Raw genomic sequence first — 15,796 nt, forward strand, 5'->3', positions numbered from 1 at the left:
CTGGTTTAATGGCCTGATGAACATTTGAACAAGATGAAGCTAAAGAGCAGTTTCTACGGGGTAGTGCTGTTTTTCACAGTAGCAAGTGCATACGCACTGGATATGCGCAGTAGCCAGCCTGCCGCACCCGCATCGGTAGCCCAGCCTGCCGCGACGTTCAATCCCGCGGCTGTGACCAATGAGCGTATCCGCCAATTCCTCAGCCAGTCGGGACTCGATCCCGATTCGGACAACGGGCGTTTGCTGGTGGAGTTGTTCACGCGGGTTGCAACCGACGCTGAGTTCCGCAACAAGTTCATCAAGTTTTCGCAATCGCGAGGGGTGTTCGACGAGCAGCTATCGCCCGACGATCGCATGCGAATGCTGCACTTGTTCAAAGACCTGGCGCAAGGGCCGAAGGACGACTGCACCGCGCTCTCCGCCCACGGGAGCGACTTCGTTCTGATGGCAAAAACGCTTTCCACGCCAGGCTACAAGGATGTGCTGGAAATCACGGAGATTTTGGTCGGGAACAGCATGCCCGACTCGTATGACGAGCGATACACCACCGCAGAACTGCTCGACGCCGAAGCACAGCTCGAATCGGCGCTCGAATCAAAACTGACGCCGCAATTGAACGCGAAGGGTGCGCCGAACCTCTGCGAAATCATGAGCGCCAGTGTGGACGCGATCGATGCCATGCCACCGGCATCGCGCCAGCGCGCGACCTACGAATTTTTTCAGACCATGGCCAACAGGCCGTCGGCGCGCGCGAAGGTGCTGGCCGACCCGTCCGCCTACCTCGACGACATGTTCGACGAACGGCGCCTGCCCGATTCGATTCGCCGGAAGTTGCCGGAGAACGGCAGCCACCCTTTGCCGTACTCGCGTCTCGTGATCGACGCCGAATGGCGGCATCAGTCGAAGCCGGACAAACCGTCGCCGTTCAAGGACACGTTCGTCAACCGCCGCAATAACGGCGTGGTCGCCGAACTGATCATGCCGGGCGGGGATTCCACGAAGCCGGACTGGTCCGGCTTCTATTTGAGCTACGGCTTCGCGGACCTGCTGACACAAAACGTCGGAGGTGAACTGACCCAGCTCGGCACGCTGAAGGACGGCACGGCCGTCGACGTCGCGAGTCAGCCGCTTCTCGAAGGGAACCACATCGAATTCCCCGTTCCTCTGCCGTCGGAGGAGGGCGAGACCTCCAAAACATGCGAGGTGGGCAAGGTGGTTCCCGCATCGACGGTGTTCAAGTCGCTCGATGGGAATGCGGTTGAGCTGCACTGCCAATTCGTGAAGAAAGACGGCAACACGGAGCGCGTCAACGTCGCGTTGCTCGTGAACTATGGCATCCCGTGGTGGACTTCGTATGACGACGAGGACGGCCACACCGACGTCGTCATGAAGAATGTGACGATCCAGCAGCCATGAAGGTGCGATACATGACGCGCGAAGGCGCGCCTCGCCATGCCGGCGCATGGCTGCTTGCCGCGCTTGCAGGGCTGCCCGTCGCGGCCAACGCATTGCCCGCGTCGCTGCATGCGGACCCCACCGTGCTGCTTTCCAGCGCCCGGTTTCATGCCGTGGCGCCCCGGTTGGTGACCGAGGACCCGACGACGCCTTGCGCTCTGATATTCGACTATCGCTACTGGAGCGTGTCGCCGCTCGACAAGCCGAAAGACGAGCGCGCGCGCTGCGAGAACGAGGCAGCGGACGGCAATCTCTACGCGCGGGCCATTTACGGCCAGATGGTGACGTACGGCTACGGCGGTCGGCCTGACACCCGTCGAGGCGTCGTGATCCTCAAGTCGGCGGCGCTCGACGGCTCGCTGCTCGCGCGCCGCATACTCGGAAACGTCTATCGCGACGGCACCGCGACTCCTCAGGACTACCAGGCGGCGCGCCAGTGGTTCGAGTCGGCGGCGGCGCAAGGCGATGCCATATCGTTCGACGTGCTCGGCGCCATGAGCGCAAACGGAGAGGGCCAACCGGTCGATAACGCCGCCGCTTACCGGTACTTCGTCCAGGCCGCGGAGGGTGGCTCCGCAAACGGTGCGGCCAACGCCGCGCAATTTGCTGCGTTCGGGCGCGGCGTGCCGCGAGATCCGGCGGTCGCCGCTTCGTGGATGATCCGCGGCGCAACCGGCGGCGACGCGGGCGCGCAATTCCTGTTCGGCGTCGCGTTGTTGCGCGGCGAAGGTGTGCCGCGCGATCCGGAAAACGGTGTCGCTTGGTTGCGCGTAGCCATGCGCCAGGGCAACACTGCTGCCGGGGCGGTGCTGGGCGATGCGTATCTGGAGGGCGTGGGTGTACAGCGTGACGAGCGCCGCGGATTCGTTCTGATGTCGCGCGCGGCAACGGCAGGCCTGGTCTACGCGCAGCGCAGGCTGGGCGACCTTTATGCAAGCGGCACGGGTGTCGCGAGGAACGATGTCGAGGCGCGCGCGTGGTACCGGAAGGCGGCGCTCGAAGACGATGCTATTGCGCGCGCAGCGCTTTCCAACCTGTATCGCACCGGCCGCGGCGGTCCGGTCGATCTGGAGGCGGCCATCGGCTGGACGCGCGGCGCGGCGGATGCCGGCCTGGCGACGGCGCAGAACGACCTCGGCGTGATGTACCGCGAAGGCTGGGGCACGCACAAGGATTCCGCCGAAGCGTACAAGTGGTTCGCGAAAGCGCAGGCGCAGGGGCTCGGTGTCGCCTCGCTCAATCTCGCGATGTATGCCTTGCGCGGAGAAAGCGAGCCGGTCGATCTCGCCAAGGCGTTCAAGCTGGCCAGCGAGGGGGCCGAGCGCGGCAGCGACGCCGCGGCGCTCACCGCTGCCGCGATGGCGTGGCAGGGTCAAGGCACGCCCGTCGACAGGGTCCGGGCGCTGCGCTGGTACCGCTTCGCTGCGGACCACGGCAACGTCGAGGCCGCGCGCTGGATCGGCAATCAATATCTCGCGGGCACCGCGATACCGCGTGACGAGTTGCTCGGCCTGCACTACCTGACGCTCGCGACAAACGCGGGCGATTCCACGAGCAGCGTGTCGCTCGGCGCTTATCTGACTGAGCATCATCAGTCTTTGGCGGGCAAGACGGGCGTCGAGTGGCTCGAGGCCGCTGCGAAACGCCGTGTTCCCGCCGCTTATGGCGCGCTCGGCTATACGTACGCGCGCGGCGTCGCGGGCAAGCAGGATGCGGGCGTCGCGCTGAACTGGTTCTCGCAGGGCGCGCAACTCGGCGATCCGGCGTCGCAAGCATGGCTTTGCGGCGCCTACGCCTATGGAAGTTCGGGTGTGCAACGTCGTTCCGATTACGCGGCGCGCTGGTGCCAGGCTGCTTCGCGCGGCGGCAACGTGCTTGCGATGAAAATTCTCGCCGACTCAGGCAACGGCATCGCCAGCGACACGAGCCGGGTCTACTGGCAGTGGAAGGTCGCGAACCAGGGCGATCCGAAATACCAGTCCATGCTCGGCGACAGCTACGATCTCGGCGACGGCGTCGCCCCCGATCTGTCGGCGGCGACGTACTGGTTCCGGCGCGCGGCGGAGCAAGGCAACGCCTACGCTCAAGCCTCGCTGGCATGGCACCTGTTCACGGGCCTGGGTGGCCGCGTCGACGACTACGAGGCGCTCACGTGGGCATCGAAGGCGGCGCCGGTCGAAGCGGAAGCCAGCCGGATGGTGGGCGTTGCCTACGCCTATGGGAGCGGCGTTGGGCGCGATCCGGATGCGGGCCGCGTCTGGCTCGAAAAGGCGATGGCCGCGGGCGACGACTGGGCCGCCAGCGATCTCGCTACCCTGTACGAAATCGGGCCGCTCGCAATGCGCGACCCCACGCGGGCGATGCAGTTGCATCGGCAAGGCGCGCGAGGCGGAGCCGAGCAGTCGCAGATTGCACTCGCCTTGCATGCGTTGGCCACCGGCATGGAAACGGGGCTGGGCGGCAACGAGCAACGTTGGTTGATTCCAGCCGATGCGGCTTCGAACCCTTGGCGCGACGATTCGCTCGCGCCCGTGGCCGAACTGCGCCAGCGCTGGGATGGCTTGTCATGCCTGAACGAGGCATTGCTGGGCAATCCGCTCATGCAATACGACATCGGCATGCGTTTTCTGACCGGTAACGGCGTGCCGCGCGACCGTGCGCTCGGCGCCGCATGGATCGCGCGCGCACGGGCAGGTTTCGAGGCGCGTGGCGGCGTGCCGGCGTACGCCGCTGCAATCCGGATCGTCGAGTCGAGACTGTCCGAACGCATGGGCGACGACGAGAAACAGCGCGCCCGCGAGATCGCCGCGAATCTGAGCGCGACGGTGACCGAATTGCGCTGAAGCGACGGCAATGCTGGTATTCCGGGTTCTGATGGCACAGGCAAGTGCCGACATCGAACTACGTCAGCCCCATGATGTTCGAGAAGAATTGGACAGCCGCTCAGCGAGGGCAAGCGGCCTGACTACCTCGGCTATGGGATTCGTGAGCCAGGTGCAAGGCCAGTTCTCGATGCGGCACGAGGTGGTCGAACGGAACGGTTGGTTGCATATCGTAAGTGGCGAGGCGTAAGGCGCCCGAAGCATCCAACGACGTCAGGCTGCATCCAGACATGAAAAGTTTCGACGAATGAAAAAGCAGACCTTGTCCCGGCCGATACGGCCGACACGCACGAAGGACATGCTGTTGCCGCTGCCGGCGGCCAGGGTACGTGCGCTCTCGCTGGAAAACCATCTCGCGCTGGCGACGGTGCGCGCGGGGCACGGCAATCTTGACCAGATGTGCTGCCTGCTGCGCGTGGCGTATCTCGCGTATTACCTGCGCGGGGAGATGGGCGGTGGCGGCGGTGTCGAGCCGTACCGTCGCGCCGAGGCGGCGCTGGACGCGTGCATTACCCGCATGGAGCGGCACGAGCCCTGCCTGATGCTGGATCACGAACTGGGGGTCGTCGAACAGGTGCTGGTGCTGCACGACCAGCAGCTGGGCGGAATGCCGAAGCACCGCTACCTGCAGGCGTGGGAGCGGCTGCAACGGTTCATCGCTAGTCAGCAACGCTCGCCGATCCCGCTGAACTCCCCCGGTCACTAAGAGTAGGCAAAGGGTCACGTTGGGATCCCCCCCCGGGTGGCTAACCGGCGGAGGACGGCGGCAGTGCATGAGCCTCATCTTGTGTCAAACTCTATTGTCGCAAGATAGGGGCGCGAATTCGGCCACGGGCCATTTGTGTCAAACATTAATAGTGCGCCGTGCGATCATAGGTGCCGCTAAGCGCATGATTCCATTGTGCGTGTTGTGTCAAACTGTATTGTTTGTTCACACCAAGCTGCTGCTGAACCTGAACAACGCCATCAATGCGCTTGCCAACCGGCCGCTGAAAGAGGAGCTTTCGCAGCGTGCCTACCGGCGCTGCCTCGCCATGGCGCAGCGCGAGTTGCTTGGGCTGCTGGACGCTGCGGGCATTCGCCCCGCGCAGCTCACGCCGTTTCCGCCGCACTGGATTCCACGGCTGCTCGCACTGCCGGATGCCTGGTTCGAGCGGCTCGGCCGCCGCATGCTGAAGATCGATCCGCTTGCGCGTTCCTCGATGTCCGACGATCTGGGCGCCGGTCGCAAGACCGAGATCGACTGGATCAACGGCGAGGTGCCGCGCCTTGCCGAGCGGCTGGGGCGCAAGGCGCCGGTCAACGCGCGTTTGTGCGCGCTGGTGCGCGAGGCCGAGCAGGCGAAAACGCGCCCCTCCTGGTCGGGCGATGCGCTGCTCGCGCAATTGCGCGAGGCGGTGGCGGGTGCAAGGTCGGGCGTGCTGGCGCGGGTCTGAGGCCGGCTCGTCAGTAAAGGCCGGGATCGCGGCGATTCGCACTCACCCGGTAGATTGCCGGCACCCGCCTGCACCTTCCGCCCCACCTGGCCTGCCGCGCCCAGCGAGAGCCGGCTGGCTAATGGCTGGCCAATGGCTGGCCAATGGCTGGCCAATGGCTGGCGAATCCCGCGAAGCGTGCCCGTCTCACGTCATGCCCGCCGTACCGCGTTGGTGCGCGCCACCGGTTTTTCGCACCGAACGGGTGCGCGCTATCGCCCATCGGCCCCCATAGACGCCTTCCACCGCGAACTGTCATATTTCGGCACGAAGATTGCTGCTACCTCGCCGTTTTCGGCCAGGTGGCCGCGCCACGCACGCTACGCCGGAGGCGGGAAGGCCAGGGTCCGTTCCTGCCGTGAACAGGCCTTGGGGCAGTACGCCGGTTCACGATCTGATCAGGAGCCCTGTGTGTCTATTCGAGTCGCGCTGAATCACGTCACGCACTACCGCTATGACCGGTTGGTGCAGCTTTCGCCTCAAGTCGTGAGGCTGCGGCCCGCACCGCATTGCCGCACGCCGATCCTTTCGTATTCGCTGCGGATCGAGCCTGCCGATCACTTCATCAACTGGCAGCAGGACGCCTTTGCGAACTGGCAGGCGCGGCTCGTGTTTCCGCAGCCGACGCGCGAGTTCAAGGTGACGGTCGATCTGGTGGCCGAAATGGCCGTCTACAACCCGTTCGACTTTTTTCTCGAACCGGATGCCGAGCAGTTCCCGTTCGTCTATTCCGCCGAATTGCAGCGCGAGCTGGCGCCCTACCTCGTGAAGCGCGAGCCCACGCCGCGCTTCGCGCGCTTCGTCGAGAGCATCGACCTCACGCCGCGCGTGACCATCGATTTCCTCGTCGAGCTCAACCAGCGGCTGCAACGCGAGATCCGCTACCTGATCCGCATGGAGCCCGGCGTGCAGACGCCCGAGGAAACACTCGCACTGGCTTCGGGGTCGTGCCGCGACACCGGCTGGCTGCTGGTGGAAACGCTGCGTCAGCTCGGTCTTGCGGCGCGTTTCGTGTCGGGCTATCTGCTGCAGCTCGCGCCCGACGTGAAGGCGTTGGACGGCCCGAGCGGCACTGAGATCGATTTCACCGACCTGCACGCATGGTGCGAGGTCTATCTGCCGGGCGCGGGCTGGATCGGCCTCGATCCCACGTCCGGGCTGCTGGCGGGCGAAGGCCACATTCCCGTGGCGTGCACGCCCGAGCCCGGCAGCGCGGCGCCCATCTCGGGCGCCGTGGACGAATGCGAGGTGGAGTTCGGCCACACCATGGCGATCACGCGCGTACTGGAAACGCCGCGAGTGACGAGGCCTTATACCGAGGAGCAGTGGGCGGCCGTACTGAGCATGGGCGAGCAGGTGGACGCGCAGCTCGAGCAGATGGACGTGCGGCTCACGATGGGTGGCGAGCCGACCTTCGTGGCGGTGCGCGACCGCGACGCGCCCGAATGGAACACGGATGCACTCGGGCCCACCAAGCGTGGCTATGCGGCGGCGCTGATGAGCAAGCTGCGCGCGCGCTACGGCGCGAACGGCTTTCTCCACGTGGGGCAGGGCAAGTGGTATCCGGGCGAACAGTTGCCGCGCTGGGCCATGTCGCTCTACTGGCGCGCGGATGGCGAGCCGTGCTGGCACGACCCGTCGCTCTTCGCCGACGAACGCGACCCCGCCACCTGCACGGCCGACGACGCGAGCCGTTTCGTCCGCCATCTCGCGGGCAAGCTGGGGCTGGACGATCAATACGTTCAGGCGGGCTACGAGGACACCTGGTACTACTTATGGCGTGAGCGCCGCCTGCCCGTAAACGTCGATCCGTTCGACTCTCGCCTCGACGACGAACTCGAACGCGTGCGGTTGCGCCGCGTGTTCGACGCGGGCCTTTCCGCGGTGACGGGCTACGTGCTGCCGCTCGCGCGCGAGCAGGCCGGCGCGCTGGCTGGTGCGCGCTGGGTGACGGGCCCGTGGTTCTTCCGCGACGAGCGCATGTACCTGATTCCCGGCGATTCGCCCATGGGCTATCGGCTGCCGCTCGACTCGCTACCGTGGGTTTCGTCGAACGACTACCCGTGGCAGCACGCACACGATCCGTTCGCGCCGCCCGTGCCGCTGCGCAGTGCGGCCGAACTGCGCATGCAGTATCGCGAGGAAGGGCGGCCCGCAACGGCCTATGCGTCGACGTCGGATAGCGGTCAGGGCGAAGGCGCGGGGCACACGCAAGGTGCGGGGGCTCGCGCCACATCGGGTGATGACTCCGATGTGAATCGTCTGCCCGCACGCGGCGAGTCGGCCTCCTGGATCACGCGCACGGCGCTGTGCGTGGAAGCGCGCAATCCCGCGCGGGCCGCCGGGCCGAAGGTCGAAAATGAATCGATCGGCACCGAATGCCAGCTGCTGTACGTCTTCATGCCGCCGCTCGCCGCGCTCGACGATTACCTCGATCTGCTCGCGGCCGTCGAAGCCACTGCGGCCGAACTCGGTTTGAAGATCGTCATCGAAGGTTATCCGCCGCCGCGCGACCCGCGCCTGAAGATGCTCCAGGTCACGCCGGACCCGGGCGTGATCGAAGTGAACATTCATCCTGCATCGAACTGGGATGAACTCGTCGATCACACGGAATATCTTTACCAGGCCGCGCACGAGTCGTACCTGTGCACCGAGAAGTTCATGCTCGACGGCCGCCATACCGGCACGGGCGGCGGCAATCACCTCGTGCTGGGCGGCGCGACCGCGCAGGCGAGTCCTTTCCTGCGCCGCCCGGACCTGCTCGCGAGCCTGATTGCCTACTGGCACAACCATCCCTCGCTCTCCTACCTGTTTTCCGGGCTTTTCATCGGCCCGACGAGCCAGGCGCCGCGCGTGGACGAAGCGCGCAACGATCAGGTGTACGAACTGGAGATCGCGTTCCGGGAGTTGCAGCGCCAGCTCGACCTGCTCGCCGGGATCGGCGCCGACGGCCGCGTGCCGCCCTGGCTCATCGACCGCACGCTGCGCAACATCCTGATCGACGTGACCGGCAATACGCACCGCGCCGAATTCTGCATCGACAAGCTCTATTCGCCGGACGGTCCCACCGGCCGCCTCGGCCTGCTGGAGCTGCGCGGCTTCGAAATGCCGCCGCATGCGCGCATGAGCCTCGTCCAGCAACTGCTGCTGCGCGCGCTCGTGGCGCACTTCTGGCACACGCCGTACACCACGCGTCTCACGCGCTGGGGCACCGAACTGCACGACCGTTTCATGCTCGGCACCTTCGTGCAGGCGGATTTCGACGACGTGCTGGCGGACCTGCGCGAAGCCGGCTATGCCTTCGACCGCGAATGGTTCGCGCCGCACTTCGAATTCCGCTTCCCGCTGGTGGGCGAAATGCAGGCAAGCGGCCTCTCGCTGGTGGTGCGCAACGCGCTGGAGCCGTGGCACGTCATGGGCGAGGAGGGTGCCCAGGGCGGCACGGTGCGTTATGTCGATTCTTCCGTGGAACGCCTGGAAATTCGCGTGCTGGGCATGAACGACAACCGCCACGTCGTGACGGTCAACGGCGAGCCGCTGCCGCTGCAGCCCACGGGCCGCGCGAGCGAGTACGTGGCGGGCGTGCGCTATCGCGCGTGGGCCCAGGCATCCGCCTTGCATCCCACCATTGGCGTGCACGCGCCGCTCACGATCGACGTGATCGACAGCTGGACGGGCCGCTCGGTCGGCGGATGCCAGTATCATGTGGCTCATCCGGGTGGCCGCAATTATCAGATGTTTCCGGTCAACGCCTACGAAGCTGAAAGCCGCCGCCGGGCGCGCTTCTTCACGATCGGCCACACACCGGGGCCGGTCGCGATCGCGCCGCTCGAACGCAGCCTGGAGTTTCCTTTTACGCTGGACTTGCGCGGCTGAACCCGACCGACTCTTGATTCCAACACCGATACGATCTTGTCTTTTCAGTCGATTCTGCCCCTCGACGCCACGGCGTCCCATGCGCACGCCCTCTCGCGTTTGCGTCTCCTGCCGCCGCGCGCCGGACACTGGGACGAACTGCGCGACGAGAGCGGCGCGCTGCGCGAGCCGTGGCGGCAGTTCTTCGAGCTGCTCGGCGAGGAGGGCGCGGCGGCCCTCGAACAGTCGCGGGAAACCGTGGCGCGCCAGGTACGCGACAACGACATCAGCTACAACGTCTATGCCGACAAGGGCGAGTCGCGGCCCTGGGCGCTCGACCTGCTGCCGTTTCTGATCGACGACACCGAATGGGCGCAGATCGAGCAGGGCGTGATCCAGCGCGCGCGGCTGCTCGAAGCGATCGTCGCCGATACCTATGGCGCCCAGACGCTGCTCGCGCGCGGCCTGGTGCCGCCCGCGCTGGTGTTCGGGCATCCGGGCTATCTGCGGCCGGTGAAGGGCTACACGCCGCCGGGCGGCGGTTATCTGCAGCTCGTCGCCATCGACCTTGCGCGCTCGCCCGAGGGCGCATGGACCGTGATGTCGCATCGCACCGAGGCGCCTTCGGGCCTCGGCTACGCGCTCGAAAACCGCCTGATCGTCTCCAGCCTCTTTGCCGATGCATTTCGCACGATGCGCGTGCGGCGGCTCGCCCCGGCCTACTCGCAACTGATCGCCACGCTGGCCGACGCCGCGCGCACGACGCTGCACGGCGACGAAGCCGGTGCCGCGCCGCATCTCGCGCTCCTCACGCCGGGGCCCTTCAGCGAGACCTATTTCGAGCATGCTTTCCTCGCGCGCTACCTGGGCGTGACGCTGGTGGAGGGCAAGGACCTCACGGTGCGCGACGACATGCTCTACCTGAAGACGTTCAAGGGACTCGAGCGCGTGCATGCGGTGCTGCGCCGTCTCGACGACGTGTTCTGCGATCCGGTGGAGCTGCGCGCCGATTCGACCATCGGCGTGCCGGGTCTCCTGCAGGTGATGCGCGCGGGCAACGTGATCGTCTCGAACGTGCCGGGCTCCGGCTTCGTCGAATCGCCCGCGCTGCATGGCTTCATGCCCGAACTCGCGCGCGCGCTGCTGGGTGAAACGCTCGCATTGCTGAGCGTGCCGACCTGGTGGTGCGGCGAGGCAGCCGCCTGCGAGGCGGCATTCGGTCAGCTGGACGAAGCGTTCCTGGTGCCGACCTGGCCGTCCGTCCGGACGGGCCCCGCGCCGGGTCTCGCGGCGGGACGCCAGCCGCTGCCCGCATGGCGCGAGCGCATCGAGCATGCCGCGGATGCGTTCACGATCCAGGCGCCGCTCTCGTATTCCTGCACACCGCGTTACGAGGACGGCACGCTGGCGGGCCGCCCTTCGGTGCTGCGCGTGTACGCCATCGCCGACCTCACCGGCAACTGGCGCGTGGTGCCGGGCGGCTTCACGCGCCTCGCGGCCGAACGGCAGACCACGGAGTCGATGCAACTGGGCGGCAGCAGCGTGGATACGTGGGTGCTTTCGAAGCAGCCGAGCCCGCCGTTCTCGCTTTTGCCTTCGCCGATGAAACCCGGCGACCTCGCCACGCGCACGCGCCGCACGGTGTCGAGCCGCGCGGCCGAAAACCTGTTCTGGTCGGGCCGCTATGGCGAGCGCGCCGAGAACGGCGTGCGCCTGTGCCGGCTGATCCTCGGCTCGCTGGAAAGCAACGACGTCGATACGACGTTCACGACCTTCGTCGAACTCGCTTCGCTATGCGGCCTGATTACGGGCACGGATACGGTGGCGAGCGGCTCGCCGTACGCGTTCGAGCACGCGCTCGTGGCGAGCCTCGGCGAACAGGCGAGCGTGCCGGGCATCGGCCATTGCCTCGCGAGCCAGGCGCGCGCTTGCGGCGAAGTGCGCGGGCGGCTTTCGAGCGACCACTGGCGCACGATCCTCGCGGCGCGCAACGACTTTCGCGACGCCCTCGTGCACATCGCCCCTCCCGCCGCGGGCGAACGCTACGACCGCGTTGCGCTGATGGATGCGCTCGAACATCTCGCGACGCAACTCCTGGCGATCAGCGGCGCACAAGGCGACCGCATGACGCGCGACGAAACCTGGCGGCTCCTGTTCGCGGGCCGCCATATCGAGCGCATGTGGGCCATGGCTACGTTCCTGCGGACAGTGGCGGCGAACGGGCTGCTCGCGAGTCCCGAAGGCTTCGATCTGCTGCTGCAACTGTTCGATTCGACGCTCACCTATCGCTCGATGTATCCGGGGCGCCTGGAGGTGCCCGCCCTGCTGGACCTCCTGGTGATCGACGAAATGAATCCTCGCGGTCTCTACGGCGTCTATGCACGGCTGCGCCAGAAACTCGCGGAGATCGAAGAGGCGGCGGGCGGCGCGCCGCGCCAGCCGTTCGCGGCGCTCATGCCCGATATCGCGACGATGCCGACGCTCGAACAGCTTTGCACAACGGATCAATCCGGCGGCTATCCCGCACTCGTGGAACTGTGCGACCGCCTCTGCGCGATCGTGATGACCGCTTCCACCGAAATCAGCGCGCGCTATTTCAGCCATGCGGCCGCGCACGCGGCACCGGGAGGCGCATGAGCGGCCCCACGATACTAAGCGTCTCGCATAAGACGACTTACCATTATTCGATGACGGTGGCCACGGCGCAGCATCTCGCGACCATTCGTCCGCAGGCGTGTGTGTGGCAAAAAATTGTGTCGCACACCGAAAACATTGATCCTTATCCTGCCTATAGGACGAGTCGGATAGACGCCTTCGGTAATGATGTGCTTTACTTCTCGCTCGATACCCCGCACGAGACGTTATGCATGACGAGTGAGACTGTCGTAGAGCTGTCACCGCGCTGGGATACACTCGACGCCTCCACGACGCCCGCATGGGAGCAGGTGGCCGAGCGTCTGCGTTATCGCGTGGGCGCGCCTTTTTATCCGGAGTCCGAATTTTGTTTCGCATCGCCGAACGTCGTTCCGAGTCCCGAGTTGCGCGCTTACGCCTTGCCGAGCTTCACGCCCGGCACCCCGATTGCACTGGGCGCGATCGACCTGATGCACCGCATCCACGCGGACTTCGAGTACGAGACCTCGGCCACGGATTTCGACACGCCCGCCGCGCGGGCCTTCGAGATGCGCAACGGCGTATGCCAGGACTTCGCGCAGGTGATGATCGGCTGTCTGCGCTCGCTCGGCCTGCCCGCCCGCTACGTGAGCGGGTATCTCCGCAACGACCCCCCGCCGGGCCAGCCGCGCCTCATCGGCGCGGATGCCTCGCACGCGTGGGTTTCCGTTCACTGCCCGGCAAGCGGCTGGATCGACCTCGATCCGACCAACGACGTCCTTGCCGACCTTGATCACGTGACGCTCGCCACCGGCCGCGACTATAGCGACGTGTCGCTCTTGCGCGGCTCGCTTCTCGGCGGCGGCGAGCATCAGGTTGAGGTGGCGGTCAGCGTGCTGCCGGTCTGAACGACGGGCCTGCCGCGCACCTGACACCGGGCGTCTTTCGCGTTTTCACTTAGGGGTTTATGCCCATCGTGCGGCGCGCGCGCGGTCGTCAAACTGACTTCCATCCTCCCTGGCTTTTGTCGACTGGCTTATACCCCTCAATAAATGAAAGGAGGATTTTATGGCGAAGCGCATTGCCTACGTAACCGGTGGTATGGGCGGCATTGGAACCTCGATCTGCCAGCGGCTGTTCAAGGACGGCTATACGGTGGTCGCCGGTTGTGGGCCGAACTCGCAGCGTCGCGTGAAATGGCTCGAAGACCAGAAGGCGGCCGGTTATGAGTTCATCGCCTCGGAAGGCAACGTGGCCGACTGGGATTCCACGGCCGCTGCTTTCGCGAAGGTCAAGAAGGACGTCGGCGAAATCGACGTGCTCGTCAACAACGCAGGCATCACGCGCGACGTGGTGTTCCGCAAGATGACGCACGAAGACTGGACCACCGTCATCGACACCAATCTTACGAGCCTCTTCAACGTCACCAAACAAGTGATCGACGGCATGGTCGAGCGCGGCTTTGGCCGTATCGTCAACATCTCGTCGGTGAACGGACAGAAAGGCCAGTTCGGGCAGACCAACTACTCGACGGCCAAAGCCGGCATTCACGGTTTTACGATGGCGCTCGCGCAGGAAGTGGCCACCAAGGGCGTGACGGTCAACACCGTTTCGCCGGGCTACATCGGTACGGACATGGTGAAGGCGGTGAAGCCCGAGGTGCTGGAGAAGATCGTGGCGAGCATTCCGGTGCGGCGCCTGGGTGCCCCCGAGGAAATCGCCTCGATCGTCGCGTGGCTCGCATCGGATGAATCGGGCTTCTCGACCGGTGCGGACTTCTCGCTGAACGGCGGCCTGCACATGAGTTAAACGACGGGGTCCGTCTGCCGGGTCGGCCCAGCGGACGGATGCCATGCAGGAATGCAATGCGGGAGCGGGTGCGAACCGGCTTCCGCATTTTGCGTTTACGCATGGACGGAGCGGTCCACCGGAGTCTGCCGCGAAGTTGACGCGCGTGAGTCTTCGCCTTCAGAATGCGCCCTGTCCCTATTCCCGCTCAGGTGAGTTCATGTCTCACGCCAGGCACGCCCCGCATGCCCTGCCATTTGCGCTGCACCTGCACGCCTTCGCTTTTATTCTGTTTCTCGTTTGCCTGCTGCCGGGCGTGCGCTCTTACGCGGCATGCTCGGTCGCGCTGCTGTTCGTCTGGCTGGTGGTCGCGCTCAGGCGCGTTTATGGCGGACGCTGGCGGCCGCAACTGGGACGGGCGGTTATCCTGGCGGGTGCTTATGCGCTGATGTGCGCGGTGGCGCTGGGCCTCGTGACGTCGATGTCGTCGAGCTTATTCTTGCAGGTGCACTGAGCGCCGGCCATTGCTGTATTAGGGCAGCAGCGTGCCGCCGCGCGAGACGAACCGGCCATGCTCGTCGCCGATGAAGGTAGCGCGGCCGGTCAGCAGATGCGCGCGTATCGTCTCGGCGCCCCGGTCGCCATCGATCTCCAGGCGATCAAGCAGATCGCGCAGCGCAAACGCCATGATCTCGCCGAACCTGGGTGGATCGAAAGGGTTGAAGACCGGCTGCGGATCGACCTCCGCCCAGAGCCGCACCTTGTGCGGCGCTTTGAGCGATAGCGCGGTTCCGAACACGGGACGGTTCTGCAGATCCATATTGGCCACCGCCATGCGGGCGGCCAACTCGCGAAGCTGGGTGCTGGTCAATGGCCCGTCGATGCTGTACAGAATGTGGGCAATTGCCTGTTGGGCCATCTTCGCGTCGTCGAGCACCGCGACGATGCCGACTTCACCCACGCGTATGGCCACGGTCTTTCCCGCTGTGAGATCGATCCAGTCGAAGGTTTCACCAGCTCGCGGGTCGTTGACCGGAAAGATTGCAATCGAACCGATGACTGCGGGGTCCACTTCGGCGCCCACGAAAGGTGCCCGCGCAACCGCGTGGATGTGATGAAGATCGGGCCAGTCGTAGGCGTCTGCAATCTTGCCGCTTCCTTTGCGCGAGTCCCGGTGAACCGGCAACGACCGGTCTTTCAGGTGAGTCTTGATGAAGAGAAGATTGAACCAGATGAAAAGCAGCAGCATGGCCTTGTCGTCGAGCCGTGCGGCGACCTGATCGAAACGCCCCTTCAACAGGCGCGAAACGGGAGTTTCCACGTTGTCGCCCAGAAAGCTGTTGCAGTCCTTGCAGCAGGGCACGCCGTAACTGTCGTAGTGGTGAAATTCGCCGTTGGGCAGCGTCATGTCTGCGTCGAAGAGTTTGTAATGCCGAAGCACCCAGCGCGGCACGACGTGCTCGTTATTGAACTCCCGGGTTCCCGGCGCGGCGCCGCAGATAAAACAGGAATCGCCGATGCAGATGTCGTTGACGAAGTCGTCGCAACTGAAGAGCAACACGCGCCCGTTGCTGTCGCGGATCGTGTGGTCGGGTACCTGTGCCTGCGTCATGGCGGAAGACCTCGTGGCTGAACAGCCCCTAACGATGCCGGCGAACGCCGTTTTCGTATTTAATCTAGTTCAGGAACGGGAAGATGTCAGGTGGCGGGAAGACTCACGGGGAGCAG

Annotated in this window: 9 protein-coding genes and 1 pseudogene; 9 read left to right on the forward strand and 1 reads right to left on the reverse strand. The window is 65.4% G+C overall.

The annotated features are described in order from the left end of the window. Nucleotides 1-33: 33 nt before the first annotated feature. The 9 genes and pseudogenes from U5760_RS15610 (at nucleotide 34) to U5760_RS15650 (ending at nucleotide 14,582) form a co-directional block, all read left to right on the forward strand. Entirely contained in the window at nucleotides 34-1,416 is a 1,383-nt protein-coding gene (locus U5760_RS15610) for a hypothetical protein (RefSeq protein WP_322013250.1), read from the forward strand. Next, nucleotides 1,413-4,298: an SEL1-like repeat protein gene (locus U5760_RS15615; RefSeq protein ID WP_322012986.1), complete on the forward strand. Its 2,886-nt coding sequence runs from the start codon at nucleotides 1,413-1,415 to the stop codon at nucleotides 4,296-4,298. Before U5760_RS15610 ends, U5760_RS15615 begins: the two co-directional genes overlap by 4 nt. Before the next feature lie 286 nt (nucleotides 4,299-4,584). Next, nucleotides 4,585-5,043: a hypothetical protein gene (locus U5760_RS15620; RefSeq protein WP_322012988.1), complete on the forward strand. Its 459-nt coding sequence runs from the start codon at nucleotides 4,585-4,587 to the stop codon at nucleotides 5,041-5,043. A 151-nt stretch (nucleotides 5,044-5,194) separates the two neighbouring features. Continuing rightward, a pseudogene (locus tag U5760_RS15625) lies at nucleotides 5,195-5,773 on the forward strand (ketopantoate reductase C-terminal domain-containing protein); the annotation flags it as partial. Nucleotides 5,774-6,223: 450 nt separating this feature from the next. Continuing rightward, a complete protein-coding gene (locus U5760_RS15630; RefSeq protein ID WP_322012989.1) occupies nucleotides 6,224-9,688 on the forward strand; it encodes a transglutaminase family protein in 3,465 nt (1,154 codons plus the stop codon). Nucleotides 9,689-9,724: 36 nt separating this feature from the next. After that, nucleotides 9,725-12,304 (forward strand): circularly permuted type 2 ATP-grasp protein, encoded by a 2,580-nt coding sequence (locus U5760_RS15635; protein WP_322012990.1) that lies wholly within the window; start codon nucleotides 9,725-9,727, stop codon nucleotides 12,302-12,304. Next, on the forward strand, nucleotides 12,301-13,188 hold the full coding sequence (locus U5760_RS15640; RefSeq protein ID WP_322012992.1) for a transglutaminase family protein: 888 nt from the start codon (nucleotides 12,301-12,303) through the stop codon (nucleotides 13,186-13,188). Before U5760_RS15635 ends, U5760_RS15640 begins: the two co-directional genes overlap by 4 nt. A 160-nt stretch (nucleotides 13,189-13,348) precedes the next feature. After that, nucleotides 13,349-14,089, forward strand: a complete 741-nt coding sequence (locus U5760_RS15645) for a 3-ketoacyl-ACP reductase (protein WP_322012994.1) — start codon at nucleotides 13,349-13,351, stop codon at nucleotides 14,087-14,089. Between the two features lie 199 nt (nucleotides 14,090-14,288). Continuing rightward, complete coding sequence (locus tag U5760_RS15650) at nucleotides 14,289-14,582, forward strand: hypothetical protein (RefSeq protein ID WP_322012995.1); 294 nt, start codon at nucleotides 14,289-14,291, stop codon at nucleotides 14,580-14,582. A gap of 18 nt (nucleotides 14,583-14,600) precedes the next feature. Here U5760_RS15650 and U5760_RS15655 read toward each other — a convergent pair whose 3' ends face one another. Further along, on the reverse strand, nucleotides 14,601-15,521 hold the full coding sequence (locus U5760_RS15655) for a hypothetical protein (RefSeq protein ID WP_322012996.1): 921 nt from the start codon (nucleotides 15,519-15,521) through the stop codon (nucleotides 14,601-14,603). Between the last annotated feature and the right edge of the window lie 275 nt (nucleotides 15,522-15,796).

The sequence above is a fragment of the Paraburkholderia sp. J12 genome (assembly GCF_905220215.1).
Classification (GTDB): domain Bacteria; phylum Pseudomonadota; class Gammaproteobacteria; order Burkholderiales; family Burkholderiaceae; genus Paraburkholderia.